This window comes from Streptomyces sp. NPDC028907, assembly GCF_055564995.1.
In genome coordinates, this window is record NZ_JBVHVE010000005.1 from 407,674 (window position 1) to 428,244 (window position 20,571).

The window sequence follows — 20,571 nt, forward strand, 5'->3', positions numbered from 1 at the left end:
GAGGGGAGGAGGAGTTCAGAGGACGCGCAGGGTCCAGCTCCAGCGGTGGATGCCCGGTGCGACGCGGTACGAGGGGAAGGTGTCGGGGCCGCACGACGCCGTGCCGAGGCCCCGGTGCGCCGCGTCGAGGTGGACCACGCAGCCGGGGCGCGGCACCAGTTCGTCGTGGTGTGTGGCGGCCGTCAGATCCTCGGCACGGTAACGGGTGACGCAGACCTGACGCGGCTCGTCCAGCGCCACCGAGAGACCGGTGGCGTCCGGCGCGGACAGCGTGAACCGCCGTACGCCGTGCCGGCCACCGCTCTCCTGCGGGCGCAGATAGGGGGTGAACAACTCGTCGACGGGGACGGAGTGATGGCCGACGGGCGCACCCGCGCGGCGATCGGGGTACGACTCCCAGGGCCCCTGCCCGAACCACTCCAGCAGGTCGAGCCCCGCGACCGTCTCGAAGACCGTGCCGACCCGCGCCACGTCGTCGAACGCCTCCGGCAGCTCGGCCTCCTCCTCGACGCGGACGCCGCCCTCGACGGGCGTGAGCACCTGCCGGTGCCGTACGACACCGGTGGTGCCCGCGTACTCGGACCGCACGGTCACCTGTCCGGCGTCCTCACGCACGGACACGACCTTGCGCACCAGCGCGTCGAGCCCCCAGCTCCGCCAGCGACCCGCCATGCCGCCCAGCTCGTCGTTGTCGGTGGGCGCACGCCACAGCGAGAGGGCGGGTGCCACCGTCAGCAGCGGGTGGACGAGGAACCCCTCGCCGTCGACCTCCACCGAACCAGCGGCGACCGGCTCCCGCCGCACGTCGGCCGCCCGCAGCTGTATCTGCGGCACGCACACCTCCGTGCCGCGCGGCGCCCACGGCAGGTCCCGCGCCGTCGTCACCCGCAGTGTCAGCCACGCCTCGCCGCCGTCCTCCGGCAGCGCGAACGGCAGCGGCACCGCCGCCGTCTCACCCGGACACAGCTCGGGCAGTTCGGCCGACGCGGTCACCTCGCGACCGTCCGCCAGCGACAGCTCCCATACGGCGGCCAGCCAGTCGAAGCCGCGGAAGTGCTGGTGGTTGGTCAGGACGACGCCCTCGTGCCGGTAGCGCTCGATGCGCACCGGCGCCGCGATCTCCCGGTGCTCGTACATCGCCGGCTTGGGCGTGCGGTCGGGAAACACCACGCCGTCCGCGATGAACGCGCCGTCGTGGATCGTCTCGCCGAAGTCACCGCCGTACGCCCAGCGGTACCCGGGCGCGGCGACACCGTTGTCGTACAGCCCGGCGCCCCCACGCCCGGCCGGTCTTCCGTCGCTCACGCGTTGCAGAATCCCGTGGTCCCAGAACTCCCAGATGAACCCGCCCTGAAGACCCGGGGTGGCCTCGATGGCGGCCCAGTGGTCGGCCAGCGTGCCGTTGCTGTTGCCCATGGCGTGCGAGTACTCGCACTGGATCAGCGGCTTGGTCTGCTCACCGGAGACCGCGTGGGCCACGCAGTCCTCCAGCGGCGCGTACATCGGGCAGGCGATGTCGGAGGCGAGGCCCGGGTCCGCCCAGCCGAGTTTGGCCGCACCCTCGTACTGGATCGGCCGGGTCGGGTCGTGCCGGCGCACCCAGCCCGCGGCCGCGTCGTGGTTGGCGCCGTAGTCGGACTCGTTGCCCAGCGACCAGATGATGACCGACGGATGGTTCTTGTCGCGCAGCACCATCCGTGAGACCCGGTCCACGAAGGCGTTCAGATAGCGCGGGTCGTCGGCGATCTCGTGTGCGTGGTCGTGGGACTCGATGTCCGCCTCGTCGACGACGTAGAACCCGAGCTCGTCGGCCAGGTCGTACAGCGTCGGGTCGTTCGGGTAGTGGGCGGTGCGGATCGCGTTGAAGCCGAAGCGCTTGAGCAGGACCAGGTCGGCGCGCATGTCGTCGTACGACACCGTCCGGCCGGTCAGCGGGTGGAAGTCGTGCCGGTTCACGCCCCGGATGAACACCCGCTCGCCGTTGACCAGCAGGTCCCGGCCGGCGATCTCGACGTCCCGGAAGCCGATCCGGTGGCGGGAGGTGTCGGCGACCGTGCCGTCGGCGCGGTGCAGCCGGACGGTCAGGTCGTACAGCTCGGGCGTCTCCGCGTTCCAGGTGCGCACCTCGGGGACGGTGGCCAGCAGCCGTGCCTCGCCGAGGAAGTCGGAGACGCGCTCGTCCTCGGCGTTGGCACGGTCGAACTCCGCGTCCTGCGCGAGCGGCCGCCCGTCCAGGTCACCGGTGAGACACCACCCCTCGGGCAGCGCACCGCCCGCGTCCCGGACCCGGCAGTCCACGCGCAGCTCACCGCTGTACCGGGCGCGCACGGTCACGTCCGCGAGATACAGCGGGTCCGTCGCGTACAGCAGCACCGAGCGGGTGATCCCGCCGTGCCACCACTGGTCCTGGTCCTCGATGTGCGAGGCGTCGGACCACTTGACGACCGTGAGCCGTACGGTCGCGGACGCGCCGGGGCGTACCAGTGCCGTCAGATCGAACTCGGCGGCCAGATGCGAGTCCTTGGACACGCCCACCGGCCGCCCGTCCACGTGCACCAGCAGCACGCTCTCGGCGGCCCCCACCTGGAGCACGATCCGGCGTCCGGCCCAGTCGGCGGGGACGTCCACCTCGCGCTCGTACACGCCCGTCGGATTCGCCGCAGGGGAGGCGGGCGGGTACTCGGGGAACGGCATCCGGACGTTGGTGTACCGCGGGAGGTCGTCGGTGCCCTGCACGGTCCAGACGCCGGGGACGTGCGACGTCGACCAGGCACCGCCGACCGGCGCGTCCGGAGCGGACAGCAACTCAAAGCGCCAGTCGCCGTCCAGGGGGAGTGCTCCGTCGCGCCGGTCGACGGCGTTCATGGGGAGTCGCCCCAAGGAGGTCACCTCGGGTGCCTCCCAGGGGCGCAGGGCCAGCAGCGGATCGCTGGTCATCCGCGGACGGCTCCCTTCGCGAGGTCGCCGATGATCTGCTTGGCGCCGATCGCGAACACGATCAGCAGCGGGATGAGGGCGAGCAGGGCACCGGTCATCACGATGCCGTAGTCGGTGGTGCCGTGGGTGCCGTTGAGCTGCGACAGCGCGACCTGGAGGGTGACGTTGTCGGGGTTGGTGAGGGCGATCAGGGGCCAGGCGAAGTCGTTCCACTGGCCCATGAAGGTGAAGATGCCGAGGAAGGCGAGGCCCGGCCGGACCACCGGGAGGGCCACGTGCCAGTACTGGCGCAGGAAGTTCGCGCCGTCGAGCTTGGAGGCGTCGAGCAGCTCGTCGTGGATGGCTGTCTTCATGTACTGGCGCATCCAGAAGATGCCGAAGGCGTTGGCCGCGGCCGGCACGATCAGCGCGGTCATCGAGCCGATCCAGCCGATCTTCGCCATGACGACGAACTGCGGGATGACCGACAGCTGCGCCGGCACCATGAAGATGACCATGAGCAGCCCGAACAGCAGTCCCTTGCCCGGGAACTCGAACTTCGCGAAGACGAAGGCCGCGAGGGAGTCGAAGAGCAGGACCAGGAAGGTCACCGCCGTCGCGACCAGCAGCGAGTTCCACATCGACCCGAAGAAGTCGATCGCGTCGAACAGGCCCCGGACGTTCTCCAGGAAGTGCGTGCCCGGCAGCAGCTTCGGCGGGTAGGAGAAGATCTCCGAGGAGCTGTGCGTCGACATGATCACGGCCCAGTAGAACGGGAAGGCCGAGATCACCGTGCCGACGAGCAGCGGGAGGTGCAGCGCGATCCCTCTGCGGCGGGACCCCTTGACGGAGGTGCGGGACTCCTTGATGGATGCCATGATGCGCGCCCTTCCTAGTCGCCGCGGCGCTGCACGAGGCGCCAATTGATGATCGAGAACAGGACGACGACGAGGAAGATGCCCCAGGCCACCGCGGCGCCGTACCCGAAGTCGTTGTTGTCGAAGGTCTGCTGGAAGAAGTAAAGGACCATCGTCTGGCCGGAGTGGCCCGGCCCGCCCGCGAACGTGGAGTCGTTGGACGAGGTCTGGAGCAGGACCTGTGGTTCGGAGAAGCTCTGCAGGCCGGTGACCGTCGAGACGACCAGCACGAACAGCAGCGTGGGCCGCAGCAGCGGCAGCGTGATCCGGAAGAAGGTCTGGATCGGTCCGGCGCCGTCCATGCGCGCCGCCTCGTACAGGTCGCTCGGGATGGTCTGGAGTCCGGCGAGGAAGATGATGGCGTTGTAGCCGGTCCACTGCCAGGTCATCAGGGCCGCGATGGTGACCTTGATGCCCCAGGGCGTGTTCAGCCACGCCACCTGGTCGATGCCCACCGCGTTCAGGACGGCGTTCACCATGCCGGCGTTGGTGGAGAAGATCGAGCCGAAGACGATCGCGATGGCGACGACCGAGGTGACGTTCGGCAGGAAGTACGCCACCCGGTACAGGCCCTTGAACCGGACCGCGGAGTTGAGCATCACGGCCGTGACCATCGCCAGGAAGATCATGGGGAAGGTCGCCAGGGCCCAGATGACGACCGTGTTGCCGATCGAGTTCCAGAAGTCGGTGTCGCTCAGCAGGTACTGGTACTGCGAGAGCCCGGCCCACTCCATCGAGCCGAGGCCGTCCCAGCGGTGGAAGGACAGGTAGAGCGAGAAGCCGACCGGGAACAGGCCGAAGCCGAGGAAGATCAGGTAGAAGGGGGAGATCGCGGCGTAGAGGTGCCAGTACTTGCGGAAGCCCTTCCTGGGCTGCGTGGGCGAGGGCTGTGCCACGGCGGGCCGGGTCTGCTCCAGGACGGCCATCAGTAGCTCACCCCCAGGTGCTTCGCGATGCGACGGCACTTGCTCATGGCGTCACTCCAGGCCTTCTTCGGGTCCTTGCCGAGGACGCCGACGTTCTTGATCTCGTCCTTGAGGGGCTGTCCGAGCGCGATGTCGAACGGGCTGTTGTAGGCGACCGCGATCTTCTGCGCGGCGGGCCCGAAGACATCGGTCGTGACCTGGCCGCCGAAGAACTCGTCCGGCTCCTGCATCTGCTTCAGGCCGTACGAGGCGGGCGTCGAGGGGAAGAGGCCCGCGTCGACGTAACCCTGCGCCTGGTTGGCCGCGTTCAGGATCCAGGTGATGATCTCGAAGGCCTGCTCGGGCTCCCGGCACGCCTTGGTGATCGACAGGAACGAACCTCCGCTGTTGGCGGGCCGCACCGGCATCTGCGCCACCCGCCACCTGCCCTTGGTCTTCGGCACGCCGTTCTTGATGTCGAAGGAGGCCCAGGAGGCGTTCAGTTGGCTCGGCAGCTTGCCGTCCTGGACGGCCGACTGCTGGTCCGGGGTGCCGCTGACCAGGTCCGAGACGATCCCGCGCCGCTTGGCCTCCACGGCGAGCGCCCAGGCCCGCCGCACATGCTCCTGGTCGCCGATGAAGTGGCGGTCCTTGTCGACGTAGCGCTTCGCCCCCTGCTGTACGACGTTCTCGAAGACCGAGTTGACGTCGGTGAGCAGCTTGGCGTGCGGCACCCGCTTGCCGAGCCGCACGCCCGCGTCGAAGAACTTCTCCCAGGTGTTCAGCTCGTTCGTCACGTCGTCGGGCTCGTACGGCAGCCCGGCCCGGCGGAAGATCTCGTACTGGTAGTAGTGCGCGACCGGCCCGCAGTCGATCGGGAAGCCGACCATCGTGCCGTCGTCGGCGATGCCCTGGTCCCACTTCCAGGGCAGGTACTGGCTCCGGTACTTCTCCGCGCCCAGCGTCCGCAGATCGATGAACTGGTCCGCGTTCGGCAGGTAGGCGGCCATGTCCTCGCCCTTGAGCCCCGCGATGTCGGGGATGTGGGCGCGGCCGGTGATGGTGGTGATGAGCTTGGAGCGGTACTGGCCGCCGATCTGGATGGCGTCGAGGGCCACGGAGTGGTCGTAACGCGCCTTGGCGTTCTTGACGACCGTGTCGCTCAGACCGCCGCTCCAGTACCACAGGACCATGTTCCGGCCGGTCGAGCCGGTCGGAACGGCACAGCCGGACGCCAGGCCGCCGAGCGCCGTGGCGGCCGTACCGGCCAGGCCCGCGCGGAGCAGGCCTCTTCGTGAGAGCCGCACAGCTCCCACCGCCTTTCGGATCTTTTCGGGACTTCGCATGAGAGGGGCGTGGGGGGGGAGGTCGTTCAGTTCTGCCGTGCGGGCGGGGTCACCGGGGCGTACGCGACGGGCGGCCCCGGGTCGTCGGGGAGCCGGTCCGCCAGGAAGCCGTACGACCGCTTCAGTTCGGGGTCGGTCAGGGAGCGCCACCAGCGGTCGACGCCGTACCAGCCGGGGGCGGCCAGCGCCCCGCCGTGCCGCCCGACCGACAGGCCGGCGGCCAGGACGGCGAACCTGAGCCGCTCCTCCAGGGGCCAGCCGTCGAGCGAGGCCGCGACGAAGCTCGCCCCGAACACGTCACCGGCGCCCGTCGCGTCGAGGACGTCGACGTCGAGGGCGGGGACCTCGGCGTACTCGCCGGTCGTCTGATCGACGGCGACGGCGCCGTCCCTGCCGCGGGTCACCACGGCCACCGGCACCAGTTCGCTGAGCGTGCCCAGGGCCGCGGCCGCGTTGTCGGTGCGGGTGTAGGCCATCGCCTCGGTCTCGTTGGGAAGGAAGGCATGGCACAGGCGGAGCTGTTCGAGCAGGTCGGTGGACCACCGCTGGGTGGGGTCCCAGCCGACGTCGGCGTAGATGCGGGTGCCGTTCGCGGCGGCCTTGGCCAGCCATGCGCGGGGTTCGGCCTCGATGTGCACGAGGGCCGTGCGCGCCTCGGGCGGGTCGCCCATCAGTGCGTCCTGCGAGTAGGGGGGTTCCTGGCCGTGGGTGACGAGGGCCCGGTCGTGGCCGTAGGCGAGGGAGACGGTGACCGGGGTGGGCCAGCCGTCCGCCGTGCGGGAGAGCGAGAGGTCGATGTCCTCCTGGTCGCACAGGACGTCCCGGCAGTACTCGCCGTAGAGGTCGTCGCCGAACACCGTGGCCAGCGAGGTCCGCAGACCGAAGCGGGCGGCGGCGACCGCGAGGTTGGCGATGCCGCCCGGGCCGCAGCCCATGCCGCCCGTCCAGATCTCCTCGCCCGGTGTGGGCGGCTTCCCGAGCCCCGTGAGGACGAGGTCGTAGAAGAGCAGCCCGGTCAGCAGCACATCGGGCCGGTCGTCGTCCACGGCTGGGTCCTCTCGTCAAAACTCTTCATTTCGGTGAGCGGAATCGTGCGCCGATCGGGGAGATTGGTCAATACCCGAGCAGAAATGAGCATGGCGATGATTGAAGATGACGAGTAGTGTTCACGTCGTGCTGGCAGAACGACGACACCAACTCATCCTGCGGGCCCTGCGCGCCGGTGGCCCAGCGGCCGTGACCGATCTCTCCGAGCAGCTGGGTGTGAGCCCGGCCACGATCAGGCGTGACCTGGTCAAACTCGAGGAGGACGGCCTGCTCACACGGGTGCACGGCGGGGCGGTCGTGGAGGAGGGCGACCAGCCCTTCGCCGAGGTCGCCGAGATGCGCGTGCCCGAGAAGGACGCCATAGCCGCGCATGCCGCCGCGATGATCAAAGATGGTCAGTCGGTGCTGCTCGACATCGGCACCACCGCCTTCCGGCTGGCCCGCCAGCTGCACGGCCGCCGTCTGACGGTGATCACCAGCAACCTGGTGGTCTACGAGGAGCTCGCCGACGACGAGGGCATCGAGCTGGTCCTGCTCGGCGGCATGGTCCGCCGCGAGTACCGCTCCCTGGTCGGCTTCCTCACCGAGGACAATCTGCGCCAGTTGCATGCCGACTGGCTGTTCCTGGGCACCAGTGGAGTACGGCCGGGCGGTCAGGTGATGGACACGACGGTCGTCGAGGTGCCGGTCAAGCGGGCCATGATCAAGGCCGGCGAGAAGGTCGTGCTGCTCGCCGACGCGGCGAAGTTCCCGGGTACGGGGATGGCGAAGGTGTGCGGTCCGGACGACCTGGACGTGGTGGTGACGAACGCGCCGGTCGACGCGGCGACCAGGTCCTCCCTGGAGGAGGCGGGCGTCGAGGTGGTCGTGGCAGGAAAGGTGCAAGAGTGAAACTGACGATTCTGGGCGGCGGCGGATTCCGCGTGCCGCTCGTGTACGGGGCGCTCCTGACGGACCGCGCCGAGGGCCGGGTCACCCGGGTCGTGCTGCACGACCTGGACGCCGGCCGCCTGAAGGCCGTGACCCGTGTCCTCACCGAGCAGGCGGCCGGGGTGCCGGGCGCGCCCGAGGTGAGGGCCACCACCGATCTGGACGAGGCGCTGCGCGGCGCCGACTTCGTCTTCTCCGCGATCCGCGTGGGCGGCCTCGAAGGCCGGGCCGACGACGAGCGGGTCGCTCTCGCCGAGGGCGTCCTAGGCCAGGAGACGGTCGGCGCGGGCGGCATCGCCTACGGCCTGCGCACGGTCCCGGTCGCCGTCGACATCGCCCGGCGCGTCGCCCGCCTCGCGCCCGACGCCTGGGTCATCAACTTCACCAACCCCGCCGGCCTGGTCACCGAGGCCATGTCCCGCCACCTCGGCGACCGCGTCATCGGCATCTGCGACTCACCGGTCGGCCTCGGCCGCCGCATCGCCCGGGTGCTCGGCGTGAAGAACCCCGGCGAGGCGTGGATCGACTACGTCGGCCTCAACCACCTCGGCTGGGTGCGCGGCCTGCGCGTCGCCGGCCGCGACGAACTGCCGCGCCTGCTCGCCGACCCCGACCTGCTCGGCTCCTTCGAGGAGGGCAAGCTCTTCGGCGTCGACTGGCTCCAGTCCCTCGGTGCGATCCCGAACGAGTATCTGCACTACTACTACTTCAACCGGGAAGCCATCCGCGCCTACCAGCAGGCCGACAAGACCCGCGGCGCCTTCCTCGCCGACCAGCAGGCGCACTTCTACCGCGAGGTCGAGCGGTCGGACGCCTCCGCCCTGGAGATCTGGGACCGCACCCGCGCCGAGCGCGAGGCCACCTACATGTCGGAGAACCGGGAGACGGCCGGCGCCGGCGAGCGCGACGCCGACGACCTCTCCGGCGGCTACGAGAAGGTCGCGCTGGCCCTGATGCGAGCCATCGCCCGCGACGAACGCACCACCCTGATCCTCAACGTCCGCAACCGGAACACGCTGTCGGTGCTCGACTCCGAAGCCGTGATCGAGGTGCCTTGCCTGGTCGACGCCAACGGCGCCCACCCGGTCGCCGTCGCCCCTCTGCCCGACCACGCCACCGGCCTCGTCTGCTCGGTCAAGGCGGTCGAGCGCGAGGTGCTGGCCGCCGCCGAGTCAGGCTCCCGTGCGACCGCCGTGAAGGCCTTCGCGCTGCACCCGCTGGTCGACTCCGTGGGCGTCGCCCGCAGGCTGGTCGAGGGATACAGCTCGGTCCACCCGGGCCTCGCGTACCTTAAGTAGCGCCCGCTTCCTGGAAAGCGTTTTCTCGAGCTCTTCCGCCCCCTCTGGAGACCTTTCATGCACGACGAACGCACCCGCATCGAGGAGCGCGTCCAGCGCGCGCACGACCAGCGCATCAAGCCCGCGATCTACGCGGCCACCGTCCCCTTCGAGGTCGAGGCGTGGCAGGCGCCGGGGGAGCCGGTCTCCTTCGAGGAGGCCGCGGCAGCCCGCTATGAGCCCTTCGCGATGAACACCCCGTGGGGCCCGCCCTGGGGCACCACCTGGTTCAGGATGCGCGGTCAGGTGCCCGCGGAGTGGGCCGGCAAGCGCGTCGAGGCCGTCATCGACCTCGGTTTCGTCGGCGACTGGCCCGGCAACCAGGCCGAGGCCCTGGTCCACCTGGCCGACGGCCGCCCCCTGAAGGCCGTGAACCCGCTCAACCAGTACGTCCCCATCGCCAACCCGGCGACCGGTGGTGAGCAGATCGACTACCTGGTCGAGGCCGCCTCCAACCCGGACATCCTCAAGGACAACTTCTCGAAGATCACGCCGATGGGCGACAAGCTCACGGCCGGTTCCGCGCCGCTCTACACCTTCCAGCGCGCCGACCTCGCGGTCCTCGACGAGGAGGTCTTCCACCTCGACCTGGACCTCCAGGTGCTGCGCGAGCTGATGGTCCACCTCCCCGACCACGAGCCGCGCCGCCACGAGATCATGCACGCCCTCGACCGGGCCATGGACGTCCTCGACCTGGACGACGTCTCCGGCAGTGCGGCCGCCGTACGCGAGGTGCTCGCCCCGGTGCTGGCCCGCCCCGCGCACGCCAGCGCGCACACGATCTCCGGTGTCGGCCACGCCCACATCGACTCCGCCTGGCTCTGGCCGATCCGCGAGACCAAGCGCAAGACGTCCCGCACCTTCTCCAACGTCACGTCCCTCGCGGACGAGTACGAGGACTTCATCTTCGCCTGCTCCCAGGCCCAGCAGTACGAGTGGGTGCGCGACAACTACCCGCACGTGTGGGCCCGGATCCAGGAGTCCGTGAAGAAGGGCCAGTGGGCGCCCGTCGGCGGCATGTGGGTCGAGGCCGACGGCAACCTGCCCGGCGGCGAGGCCATCGCCCGCCAGCTGATCCACGGCAAGCGGTTCTTCATCGAGCACTTCGGCGTCGAGACCAAGGGCGTCTGGCTGCCGGACTCCTTCGGCTACACCGCCGCCTACCCGCAGCTGGCCAAGCTGGCCGGCAACGAGTGGTTCCTGACCCAGAAGATCTCCTGGAACCAGACCAACAAGTTCCCCCACCACACCTTCTGGTGGGAGGGCATCGACGGCACCCGCATCTTCACCCACTTCCCGCCCGTCGACACCTACAACGCCCGCTTCAGCGGCGAGGAGATGGACCGCGCGGTCCGCAACTACTCCGAGAAGGGCGGCGGTACACGCTCGCTGGCACCCTTCGGCTGGGGAGACGGCGGTGGCGGCCCCACCCGCGAGATCATGGAGCGGGCGCGCAGGCTCGCCGACCTGGAGGGCTCGCCCAAGGTCGTCGTCGAGCACCCGGACGAGTTCTTCGCCCAAGCCCGCGAGGAGTACCCGGACGCCCCGGTCTGGGTCGGCGAGCTCTACCTTGAGCTGCACCGCGCCACCTACACCTCCCAGGCCCGTACCAAGCAGGGCAACCGCCGCTCCGAGCACCGGCTGCGGGAGGCCGAGCTGTGGGCGACGACGGCCGCGCTGCACGCGCCGGGCTACTCCTACCCGTACGAGAAGCTCGACCGGCTGTGGAAGACGGTCCTGCTGCACCAGTTCCACGACATCCTGCCGGGCTCCTCGATCGCCTGGGTGCACCGCGAGGCGGAGGCCGAATACGCCCGTGTCGCCGAGGAGTTGGAGGCGCTGACGGCCGAGGCGGTCGCGGCGCTGGGCGCCGGAGGCACCCGGGTGTTCAACACCAGCCCGTTCGACCGGGCCGAGGTGATCCGTACGGCGGACGGGACCACGGCATACGTGAAGGTCCCCGCGAGCGGCAGCGCGCCGCTGACGGACGCGGAGCCCGCCCAGTCCGTGAAGACCGAGGGCCGAGTCCTCGACAACGGCCTGGTGCGCGTGGAGGTGGCGGAGGACGGCACCCTGTCCTCGGTCCTCGACCTGCGCGCCGGGCGTGAAGTCCTCGGCGACAAGGGCAACCTGCTCCGCTTGCACACCGACCTCCCGAACTACTGGGACGCCTGGGACATCGACAAGCACTACAAGAACCGCTACACGGATCTTCTGGAGCCCACGTCGATCGAGGTCGTCTCGGACGACCCGCTGCTCGGCGCGATCCGTGTGACGCGCGCCTTCGGCAAGGGCTCGACGATCACCCAGACCATCACCCTGCGCGCCGACAGCCCCCGTATCGACTTCGAGACCGAGATCGACTGGCACGAGGCGGAGAAGATCCTCAAGGCCGCCTTCCCGGTGGACGTCCGGGCCGCGCACTCCTCCGCGGAGATCCAGTTCGGCCACATCCAGCGGCCCACCCACACCAACACCAGCTGGGAGGCGGCCCGCTTCGAGGTCTCCGGCCACCGCTGGGTGCACGTCGGCGAACCCGGCTACGGCGTCGCGGTGCTGAACGACTCCACCTACGGCCACGACGTCTCCCGCACGGTCCGCGACGCGAGCGAAGCGAGTTGGGGGTCCCCCCGGCCGGAGGCTGGGGGAGGTACGACGACCACGGTCCGGCTCAGTCTGGTCCGTGCCCCGCGCATCCCGGACCCGGAGGCCGACCAGGGCAGGCACCGCCTCACCTACTCGCTGCTGCCCGGCGCGAGCATCGAGGACACCGTCGCGGAGGGCTACTCCCTCAACCTGCCGCTCCGGGTGGCGGACGCGGCCGGCGCACCCGAGCCGGTCGTCTCCGTCGACGGCCGGAACGTGACGGTCGAGGCGGTCAAGCTCGCCGACGACGGGTCCGGTGACGTCGTGGTGCGGCTGTACGAGTCGGGCGGCGGCCGCGCCCGGGGCGTGCTGCGGACCGGGTTCCCGCTGGCCGGCGCCCAGGTGACGGATCTGCTGGAGCGGCCGCTGGACGAGAGCGTCGAGGTCTCGGACGGCGCGGTGGCGGTGTCCCTGCGGCCCTTCCAGGTGCTGACGCTCCGGCTCCGGAGGGGCTGACCCCGTGCCCATGCAACCCTGGTTCACCGACGCCAAGTTGGGGATCTTCATCCACTGGGGCATCTACGCCGTGGACGGCGTGCAGGAGTCCTGGTCGTTCTACGACGACATCGTCCCGTACGACCGGTACATGTCCCAGTTCGACCGCTTCACCGCCTCCCGCTACGACCCGCGCGACTGGGCGAAGCTCTTCGCGCGGGCCGGCGCCAGGTACGCCGTCCTGACCAGCCGGCACCACGACGGCGTGGCCCTGTGGGACACGGCCCACGGCGACCTGAACGTGGGCCGCGACCTGATCGGCGGCTACGCGGACGCCCTGCGCGAGCAGGGCCTCAAGGTAGGCCTCTACTACTCGCACTCGGACTGGAGCCACCCCGACTACGCCTCCACGCGCAAGCCGGGCCGCCCGCCGGAACTGGAGGACAACCGCTACTCGGAGGTCGCGGCCGAGGACGAGGACCTGGACGCCTGGGAACGCTTCCTCGCCTACCGGGACGGCCAGATCCGGGAACTCACCTCCCGCTACCGGCCGGACCTGCTGTGGTTCGACGGCGAGTGGGACCGCAGCGAGGAGCAGTGGCGGATCCCCGAACTCGCCGCGCTGATCCGCTCCGAGGTCCCGGACGTCGTCTTCAACGCCCGCATGCTCAGCGAGGGCGACTACGCGACGCCGGAACAGGGTGCCCCGGTCGTTCCGCCCGAGGGTCCCTGGGAGCTGTGCCTGACGATCAACGACTCCTGGGGCCACCAGCACCACGACCACAACCACAAGTCGGTCGACCAGCTGATCCGCTACTTCACCGAGACGATCGGCGGCGGTGGCAACCTGCTGCTCAGCGTCGGGCCACGCGAGGACGGCACGATCCCGCGTGAGCAGTCCGAACGCCTGGAGGGGCTCGGCGACTGGATCGCCAAGCACGCGGAGGCGGTGTACGGCACCCAGCGCGGTCTCCCGCCGGGCCACCACTACGGCCCGAGCACCCTCTCCAGGGACCGCCGCACCCTGTACCTGATCGTCTTCGACGCCCCGCGCGCCGAGATCAACGTACGCGGACTGCTCGGCTCGGTACGCCGGGTCACGGTCCTCGGCAGCGGCACCGAACTGGCCCACCGCGTCACCGGCGGCCTGCACGAAACACCCGGCGTCCTCTGGATCGAACCGCCCACCGGAGCCGACCTCGACCCGCACGCCACGGTGCTCGCCGTCGAACTGGACGGGGAACTGGAGCTGTACCGCGGCGCGGGCCGCTTCTGACGACCCCGCAACGCACCTTCGGGCCGGCCGGCCGCCACCCCCGTGACAGCGCCGGCCGACCCGAAGCCCCCGTACATCCCCCGTGGTGGTGCTTCCCCCATGGCCCCCTCGTGGATCCCCCGTTGATCCCCGTGGGTTGCCCCGTTCCCTTTCACGCTTATGAGCACGCGGTCCGCCCCCTGATACACCCCTCGCTCAATTCTTTTGGCGAACCCACGTCACAGATACCCGTCCCGCCCTCCGGCCCGCTCGCGCCGGGCCTCTCGGCGCGCCTGTACGAACTCCGCGAGGGGAGCGCGGAACGCGTAGAGAGCCAGCAACGCGGCCGCGACACTGCCGAGGGCGATCAGCCAGTTCCGCATCGAGTCGAGGCGGTTCGACCAGGTGTTCTCGATCTGGAGGCGCACAGTGATGGGCGGGGTGAGCGTGTCGAGCGCTCGGTCCGAATCCCCTTGGTACGTGGTGAGGCTCAGCACGAGGTCGTAGGAGCCCGGCTCGCTCGCGGTCAGGCCCCAACGCCATTCGACGGTGTCCCCGGGTTCGGCGATGACCTGGCGCGTCTTGATGTCGGCGAGGCGGACGACCCGGACCTGACCGCTCGCCGAGGTGAGCGAGGCACCCTCCACACCGCCCACCTGGAACGCCCTGGTCTCTGTGGCCCGCTCCGGATTCACCCTCCGCGAGGCGTCCTCGCCCAGCGCCGTGAGCTTGATCGAGTAGGTGACGGACTCGCCGACCGGGGCCGAGACCCGGGACCGGTAGCTCAGGCTCCCGTCGAAGAGCTGTCTGCGGTCGTCGACGATCTTGGCCTGGAAGTCGGCCTGGTCGGGCCGCCCCGGCTCCTCCCCGGTCCCCAGCATCAGCGTGAGAGTGACGCTTGTGGCGACAAGGAGCGCGAGGCCGACCAGGAACCCCAGGCATCCCCCGAAGTAGGACCTCACGCGAATGCCGCCTCGACCCCGAACCGCCCCCGCACCGCCACCCTCGCCGCCTTCCCCCGACCCAACGGCAACCCCCGCACCGGGGCCGCGTCTTCAGCGCGACGATTCTTCCCGATGCGGGGGGCTGCCGACGGCTCTTTCGGCTCGGTGCGCCGCTACCCGGTGAACCCGGCCGTGATCGACGTGAACTGCCAGTTGTCCTGACTGATCCCGGAGCAGTTGCTCGTCACGCCGCCGCCCGGGCAGGGCCGGTCGCGGTTGACGGACCAGAACGCGAGACGCGCGATGTGACGGGAGTTCGCCCAGTCGCGGATCTGCGTCCAGGTCGCGGGCGAGGTGAGCTCCTGCTGGTCGGACAGGCCGTTCATGCCGGAGATGCCGATGTGGGCGTAGGCCGTGGTGTCGTCCCAGCCGAACGTCGACTTCAGCTTGGTCTTCAGCCCCTCCGTGGCGTTCACGGTGTTGCCGTACATGTCGGCGCCGCCGCCGAAGTCGAACGGCATGATCGTGAAGACGTCGATGTCCGCGTTCAGCGCCTTGGCCTGCTCGATGAGCCGGTTGCCCCAGTAGTTCGGGCCGGTCGTCGAGGTACCGAAGGTGACGATGGTGCGCAGCCCCGGGTTGTTCGCCTTGACGATCTTCAGGGCGTTCAGGATCCGGTCCTGCACGGTCGCGTTCTCGAACTCGTCGGTGTTCTCGATGTCGACGTCGATCGCCTTCAGCCCGTAGGCGTCGATGACCTTCTGGTACGCCCCGGCCAGTGCCTCGGCGCTGGAGCAGTTCGGCCCGAGCTTGTTGCCGCTCCAGCCGCCGATCGACGGCACGATGTCACCGCCCGCGGAACGGATGGAGTTGATGACGCTCTGATCGTTTCCGCCGGTCAGCGGCCGCGTCCCGTCCCAGGCGGGGTTGCAGCCGCCGGAGGAGAGGATGAACGCCATCGTGTACCACTTGACGCCGGTCGCGCTCATCACCGACGTGGCGCTCGGCGGATCGCCCCAGCCCAGGTAGAGATAGGGCGCGGCCTGCTTGAAGCCGGTGCCGCCACCGCCGCCCGCGTCCGTCGTGACGCTGACGGCGTTCGACGCCGCCGAGACGTTCCCGGCCGCGTCCCGGGCCTTCACCGTGAAGGAGTAACCCGTGCTCGGCGACAGCCCGCTGACCGTGGCACTCGTCCCGGGCACGCTGAGCACCTGACTGGAGCCACGGTAGATGTCGTACGCCGTCACCCCGACGTTGTCCGTCGAGGCGTTCCACGACAACGACACGCTCGACGACGTCTTGCCGGTGGACCGCAGGCTGCCCGGCGCGGACGGCGCCCGGCTGTCCGAACCGCCCCCGCCGGGGCCGTCGAGGCTGATGTCGTCGGCGTAGTAGGTGCCCTGGGCGTACCAGCCGTGGACGTAGACGGTGGCGCTGGTCTGGGAGGCGCCGGTCGTGAAGGCCACGGTGAGCTTGCTGTACACCGACGGAGACGACGTCCACGTGGACGCGCCGCCGTTCACACCGAGGTAGACGTACGACCCGCGCACCCAGCCGCTGAGCGAGTACGTCGTGTTCGGCTGGACCGGGACGGTCTGGGTGCACCGGGCGATGTCACTCGAACTCACCGCCCCCGCGAGGGCCTTGGACCCGGCGTGCGCGGGGGAGGACACGACCGAGCCGAGGCCCCCGCCGCAGGACCACGGCGTGAGCGCGCCCGACTCGAATCCGGAGTTGTTCAGGAGGTTGGCCGCGTGGGCCGTACCGGGCAGGGCGACGGCTCCGGTGACCGCGAGGGCGGCGGAGCCGAGCAGGGCGAGAAGACGACGTCTGAGCCGTCCGAAAGGTTGGTTGCGCACGCGATCTCCCTGGGGAATGTGGGGTGTTCGGGAGTGCACGAAATGCTGAGCGGTGCGGAGAGGTGCGGAAGAGGTACGGAAGAGGTGCGCAGACCAAGTTGGTATGGACCAATCCCGGTGTCAAGATGTGACACCGGGATTGGTCCATACCGGAGGTTCTTACAGCGGCAGGGCCTGGGCCGCCCCGCTCGCGACGGAGTCGACCGGCGCCGGTGCGGGCACCGCCGGCAGCAGCGGTCCCTCGACCTCCGCCCGCTGCTGCGGAATCGACACCGGCCGCAGCGGCCGTGGCCCGGAGACCACCGTGTAGTCCTGCCCCAGGAACGGCGGCGCCACCTCGCCCGGATCCTCGCCGAGCGCCAGCTGCACAGCCAGCCAGGGCACGTTGACCCCGCACAGCGACAGCTGATGCAAGCCCCCGGCGGGCCGCGTGTTCACATCCATCAGCACCGGCGTCTCCCCGAACATCCGGAATTGGATGTTGGACAGATAGTGCAGCCCGAACCCCTCCGCGATCAGCCGCGCCGGCTCCAGCCACTGCTCCTGCAGCGTGAACCCACGGCGACGGCCGTTCTTGAGCCGGCCGATCGCCAGCCGCACCCGATTGTCCGGACCGGTGAGGCAGTCCACCGACACCTCGGGCTGCTCAAGACGCGGCATGACCAGCCAGTCCACCGGTTCCTCGGCCCGCCGCAACGCGTCCACGACAAGGTCCAGCTGCACGTACGGAGTCGGGAACCCGCTGAGGTGCATGAGCGAGAAGGGGGCGCGCGTGATGACCCGGAAGCCCACCCCGCCGGCGCCGGACGCCGGCTTGAAGCAGGCCTTGTACCCGCCCGCCTCCAACTCCTCGACCGCGGCGACCAGTTCATCGGCGTCCCGCACCCGCCACCACGGCGGCACCGGCACGCCGATGGCCTGCACGGCCTCGTACGCGATCACCTTGTCCTGGAAGACCGCCACGGCCTCCGGCGGCGGCGCCAGCAACGCCGTACCGGCCGCCTCGAACTCCGCGCGGTGCGCCACGATCGCCGACTGGTGCAGCCGCGGCACGAACACGTCGATTCCCCGGCGCTGGCACTGGTCCAGCGCGTACTCGACGTACGCGGCCGGGGACAGGCCCTCCGGCTCCAGCTCGGCGGTGTCGGCGGCGGCGAGCACGGGCGAGTCGGCGTCCCCGTGCGTCGCATGGATCTCGACGGCCCGATCGCTGGGATTTCTCCGCAGCTGATCCATGAAGAACACGTTCTCCGCGTACGTGCGGTTGAGCCAGACGCGTACGCGAGAGACCATGCAGGGCCGTCCTTTCGGGGTTCGCGGGCAGGGCGAAGCAGGCCCGTGCCCGGGCAGGGTGGTTGGAGGGACACCAAACCGCCCCTTGCGAAGGGAAGTTCCGGCGGTGGTGTTGGGGCGATCATACGGCTTTCAAAGGGTGCCGCGTGCAACGTACGTGTTACGGAATCGCGGATCATTCCTGACCGTCCCGCCCGCCCCGGGCAGCCCCCGCCGGGCCGCCGCGTGTCCCCCTTGTACGGTGAACACATCCTGTGTTCTCGTGGTGTCATTCGTGTGATCGAAAGGGGCGAGGGGTGACGTCGACGGTCGGCGGTGCCGGGCAACTGCTGGCCATCAGTGACCTGCACATCGGGTACGACGAGAACCGCGCCCTGGTCGAGAAGATGCGGCCGGACTCCGACGACGACTGGCTGCTCGTCGCCGGTGACGTCGCGGAGACCGTGGCCGACATCCGCTGGGCGCTGAAGACGCTCGCCGGCCGCTTCCGCAAGGTCGTCTGGGCACCCGGCAACCACGAACTGTGGACCCACCCCAAGGACACCGTCACCCTGCGCGGCGTCGCCCGCTACGAGCATCTGGTCGAGATGTGCCGGGAACTCGGCGTGACGACCCCCGAGGACCCCTACCCCGTCTGGGACGGCCCCGGCGGCCCGGTCGCCGTCGCTCCGCTGTTCCTGCTGTACGACTACTCGTTCCTGCCCTCCGGCTGCACCACCAAGGAGGAGGGGCTGACCTACGCCCACGGCACCGGGATCGTGTGCAACGACGAGTACCTGCTGCACCCCGACCCGTACCCGTCCCGAGAGGCCTGGTGCGAGGCCCGGGTCGCCGAGACCGAGCACCGGCTCGCCGCACTGCCCGAGGACCTGCCCACCGTCCTCGTCAACCACTATCCGCTGGACCGGCACCCGACCGACGTGCTGTGGTACCCCGAGTTCGCCATGTGGTGCGGCACCCGGCGCACCGCGGACTGGCACCGCAGGTTCCGGGTCGAGACCATGGTCTACGGCCATCTGCACATCCCGCGGACCACCTGGCACGAGGGCGTCCGCTTCGAGGAGGTCTCGGTGGGCTACCCCCGCGAGTGGCGCAAGCGGCCGGGCCCGCCCGGACGGCTGCGCCGGATTCTGCCCAGGGAGGACGGGACCCGTTGATCGAGGAACTGCTGCCGGCCTCGGTCGTCACCGTCGAGGCGTACGGCGACGAGGAGCCCGCGGACACGGCCCTGTACCCGCAGGAGGAGGCGGTCGTCGCCCGGGCGGTCGGCAAACGGCGTCGGGAGTTCGCCGTCGTCCGCTCCTGTGCGCGCCGCGCCATGGAGAAGCTCGGAGTGCCGCCCCAGCCGATCCTGCCGGGCGAACGCGGCGCCCCGACCTGGCCGGCGGGCCTGACCGGCAGCATGACCCACTGCGACGGCTACTGCGCCGCCGCCCTGGTCCGTGCCGCCGATCTGGCCTCCCTCGGCATCGACGCCGAACCCCACCAGCCCCTCCCCGACGGCGTCCTGCCCGCCGTCGCCCTGCCCGCCGAGGCGGAGCGGCTGCGCGGGCTGTCCGGCGAGAACTGCGGCATCCACTGGGACCGGCTGTTGTTCAGCGCCAAGGAGTCCGTCTACAAGGCGTGGTTCCCGCTCACCGGAAAGTGGCTGGACTTCACCGAGGCCGACATCGAGATCTTCACCGACCCCGGTGAACAGCGCGGCGGCGGCTTCCGCGCCCGCCTCCTCGTGCCGGGCCCGTGGGTCGGCGACCGTCGGCTCGACCGGTTCGAGGGGCGGTGGACCGTCCAGCGGGGGCTGGTGGCGACAGCGGTGAGCGTGCCGCACAGCTGAGCCCCCGCGGGACAGGCGCGCGTTCCGCTACGGCTCCGCCGGGCACCAGCTGCGGAGCATCCGGAAGAACTCCTCCTCGTTGCCCGTCAGTCCCGCGTCCGCCAGGGCCTGTTCCGCCTCGGCGAGGACGGCGGGCGGCACGACGGTGGGTCGGCCGCCCCCGGGAGGACCGTCGAACGCGGCCCGTACGGTGTGCAAGAGCCGCAGATAGGCCTGGACGGCGGTGCGCTCGCGGTCGGTCAGTACGGCGGTGGGCATCGGTCGGCTCTCCCCGGGTCGGCGTCTTCGCGTCACGCCCCGCACATGAGGGCGTACCACCAGCTTGCCGTCCACCACTGACAATCGGTCCTCAACAGGGCGGCGGGTCAGCCCTGTGGCCCCAGGTAGCCCAGTGACGCCTCGATCCGCCCGGCCAGATGGTCACGCTGTCCACGTGCCGAGGAAACCGCCAGCCAGGTACGGCACTTGCTGGCGAGCAGCAGGCCGAAGCTCTCGGCCTCCTTCTCCTCGGCCTGGTCGAAGTGGTCGCGGGCGGCGACCTTCAGGACCGTCGACCGTAAGTCGGCGTCGTCGTTCAGGAGCCGGGCCGCCACGGTGGCGCCCTCTACACTGTGGCGGCCGTGGCCAGCCTTCATGTGCCACAGCTCGTGGCCGAGGATCACCAGCTGGTGGTCGGGCGCGGTGCGTTCCTCGATCACCACGAGGTCCTGGTCGGCCATGTCGAGCCACAGTCCGCTGGCGGTGCCGGGCGGGAAGGCGGCCGTACGGAAGTGGACGGGACGGCCGCGGCGTCTGCTCATCGCGTCGCACAGCGCGCGGTACAGCTTCTCCGGCGGGGCGGGCGCCGACAGCGCCAGCTCCGCGACCAACTCGCCGCACAGGCGGCGCATTTCCCTACCGATGCCCA

General features: G+C 70.3%; 16 protein-coding genes. 6 read left to right on the top strand and 10 right to left on the bottom strand.

Annotated features, from left to right (window positions below; all coding sequences use genetic code 11):
- Positions 1-15: 15 nt before the first annotated feature.
- The 5 genes from ACZ4UU_RS17870 to ACZ4UU_RS17890 form a co-directional block, all read right to left on the bottom strand.
- Positions 16-2,937 carry a glycoside hydrolase family 2 TIM barrel-domain containing protein gene (locus tag ACZ4UU_RS17870; protein WP_468040820.1) on the bottom strand — a complete coding sequence of 974 codons (2,922 nt, stop codon included), beginning with the start codon at positions 2,935-2,937 and terminating at the stop codon, positions 16-18.
- Complete coding sequence (locus ACZ4UU_RS17875) at positions 2,934-3,794, bottom strand: carbohydrate ABC transporter permease (RefSeq protein ID WP_468040821.1); 861 nt, start codon at positions 3,792-3,794, stop codon at positions 2,934-2,936. Before ACZ4UU_RS17875 ends, ACZ4UU_RS17870 begins: the two co-directional genes overlap by 4 nt.
- A gap of 14 nt (positions 3,795-3,808) precedes the next feature.
- A complete protein-coding gene (locus tag ACZ4UU_RS17880; protein ID WP_468040823.1) occupies positions 3,809-4,759 on the bottom strand; it encodes a carbohydrate ABC transporter permease in 951 nt (316 codons plus the stop codon).
- A complete protein-coding gene (locus ACZ4UU_RS17885; protein WP_468040824.1) occupies positions 4,759-6,045 on the bottom strand; it encodes an ABC transporter substrate-binding protein in 1,287 nt (428 codons plus the stop codon). Before ACZ4UU_RS17885 ends, ACZ4UU_RS17880 begins: the two co-directional genes overlap by 1 nt.
- A 65-nt stretch (positions 6,046-6,110) precedes the next feature.
- Complete coding sequence (locus tag ACZ4UU_RS17890) at positions 6,111-7,130, bottom strand: carbohydrate kinase family protein (protein ID WP_468040826.1); 1,020 nt, start codon at positions 7,128-7,130, stop codon at positions 6,111-6,113.
- Between the two features lie 127 nt (positions 7,131-7,257).
- Between ACZ4UU_RS17890 and ACZ4UU_RS17895 the strand changes: the two genes are divergently transcribed.
- From ACZ4UU_RS17895 to ACZ4UU_RS17910, 4 genes are read left to right on the top strand one after another with little or no spacing between them, the layout of a single operon-like run.
- Positions 7,258-8,022 (top strand): DeoR/GlpR family DNA-binding transcription regulator, encoded by a 765-nt coding sequence (locus tag ACZ4UU_RS17895; RefSeq protein WP_468040827.1) that lies wholly within the window; start codon positions 7,258-7,260, stop codon positions 8,020-8,022.
- The gene (locus ACZ4UU_RS17900) at positions 8,019-9,359 is read left to right on the top strand and encodes a 6-phospho-beta-glucosidase (RefSeq protein WP_468040829.1); all 1,341 of its coding nucleotides are present in this window, start codon (positions 8,019-8,021) and stop codon (positions 9,357-9,359) included. The genes ACZ4UU_RS17895 and ACZ4UU_RS17900 overlap by 4 nt, the downstream gene beginning before the upstream one ends.
- Positions 9,360-9,416: 57 nt before the next feature.
- Positions 9,417-12,500 carry an alpha-mannosidase gene (locus tag ACZ4UU_RS17905; protein WP_468040830.1) on the top strand — a complete coding sequence of 1,028 codons (3,084 nt, stop codon included), beginning with the start codon at positions 9,417-9,419 and terminating at the stop codon, positions 12,498-12,500.
- Between the two features lie 4 nt (positions 12,501-12,504).
- Positions 12,505-13,755 (top strand): alpha-L-fucosidase, encoded by a 1,251-nt coding sequence (locus ACZ4UU_RS17910; RefSeq protein WP_468040832.1) that lies wholly within the window; start codon positions 12,505-12,507, stop codon positions 13,753-13,755.
- A gap of 218 nt (positions 13,756-13,973) precedes the next feature.
- On the opposite strand, the gene ACZ4UU_RS17915 is transcribed toward ACZ4UU_RS17910, so the two are convergent.
- The 3 genes from ACZ4UU_RS17915 to ACZ4UU_RS17925 all read right to left on the bottom strand — a co-directional run bounded on the left by ACZ4UU_RS17915 (position 13,974) and on the right by ACZ4UU_RS17925 (position 17,830).
- Positions 13,974-14,696: a hypothetical protein gene (locus ACZ4UU_RS17915; protein WP_468040833.1), complete on the bottom strand. Its 723-nt coding sequence runs from the start codon at positions 14,694-14,696 to the stop codon at positions 13,974-13,976.
- A gap of 155 nt (positions 14,697-14,851) precedes the next feature.
- Positions 14,852-16,537 (bottom strand): carbohydrate binding domain-containing protein, encoded by a 1,686-nt coding sequence (locus tag ACZ4UU_RS17920; RefSeq protein ID WP_468040834.1) that lies wholly within the window; start codon positions 16,535-16,537, stop codon positions 14,852-14,854.
- Between the two features lie 159 nt (positions 16,538-16,696).
- Positions 16,697-17,830: an ATP-grasp domain-containing protein gene (locus ACZ4UU_RS17925; RefSeq protein WP_468040836.1), complete on the bottom strand. Its 1,134-nt coding sequence runs from the start codon at positions 17,828-17,830 to the stop codon at positions 16,697-16,699.
- A 296-nt stretch (positions 17,831-18,126) separates the two neighbouring features.
- Between ACZ4UU_RS17925 and ACZ4UU_RS17930 the strand changes: the two genes are divergently transcribed.
- Together ACZ4UU_RS17930 and ACZ4UU_RS17935 are read left to right on the top strand one after the other, a co-directional pair.
- Complete coding sequence (locus ACZ4UU_RS17930) at positions 18,127-18,987, top strand: metallophosphoesterase family protein (RefSeq protein ID WP_468040838.1); 861 nt, start codon at positions 18,127-18,129, stop codon at positions 18,985-18,987.
- Complete coding sequence (locus ACZ4UU_RS17935) at positions 18,984-19,664, top strand: 4'-phosphopantetheinyl transferase family protein (RefSeq protein WP_468040840.1); 681 nt, start codon at positions 18,984-18,986, stop codon at positions 19,662-19,664. Before ACZ4UU_RS17930 ends, ACZ4UU_RS17935 begins: the two co-directional genes overlap by 4 nt.
- 27 nt (positions 19,665-19,691) lie before the next feature.
- On the opposite strand, the gene ACZ4UU_RS17940 is transcribed toward ACZ4UU_RS17935, so the two are convergent.
- Both ACZ4UU_RS17940 and ACZ4UU_RS17945 read right to left on the bottom strand, forming a co-directional pair.
- Complete coding sequence (locus tag ACZ4UU_RS17940; RefSeq protein ID WP_468040841.1) at positions 19,692-19,922, bottom strand: hypothetical protein; 231 nt, start codon at positions 19,920-19,922, stop codon at positions 19,692-19,694.
- Between the two features lie 107 nt (positions 19,923-20,029).
- A complete protein-coding gene (locus ACZ4UU_RS17945; RefSeq protein WP_468041129.1) occupies positions 20,030-20,554 on the bottom strand; it encodes a toxin-antitoxin system, toxin component in 525 nt (174 codons plus the stop codon).
- Positions 20,555-20,571 lie beyond the last annotated feature (17 nt).

What these genes read in the sequence shown, in the direction of transcription:
- ACZ4UU_RS17880 (WP_468040823.1), bottom strand. Translation starts at nt 4,759, where the DNA reads ATGGCCGTCCTGGAGCAGACCCGGCCCGCCGTGGCACAGCCCTCGCCC.
- ACZ4UU_RS17875 (WP_468040821.1), bottom strand. Translation starts at nt 3,794, where the DNA reads ATGGCATCCATCAAGGAGTCCCGCACCTCCGTCAAGGGGTCCCGCCGC.
- ACZ4UU_RS17940 (WP_468040841.1), bottom strand. Translation starts at nt 19,922, where the DNA reads ATGCCCACCGCCGTACTGACCGACCGCGAGCGCACCGCCGTCCAGGCC.
- ACZ4UU_RS17870 (WP_468040820.1), bottom strand. Translation starts at nt 2,937, where the DNA reads ATGACCAGCGATCCGCTGCTGGCCCTGCGCCCCTGGGAGGCACCCGAG.
- ACZ4UU_RS17905 (WP_468040830.1), top strand. Translation starts at nt 9,417, where the DNA reads ATGCACGACGAACGCACCCGCATCGAGGAGCGCGTCCAGCGCGCGCAC.
- ACZ4UU_RS17925 (WP_468040836.1), bottom strand. Translation starts at nt 17,830, where the DNA reads ATGGTCTCTCGCGTACGCGTCTGGCTCAACCGCACGTACGCGGAGAAC.
- ACZ4UU_RS17945 (WP_468041129.1), bottom strand. Translation starts at nt 20,554, where the DNA reads ATGCGCCGCCTGTGCGGCGAGTTGGTCGCGGAGCTGGCGCTGTCGGCG.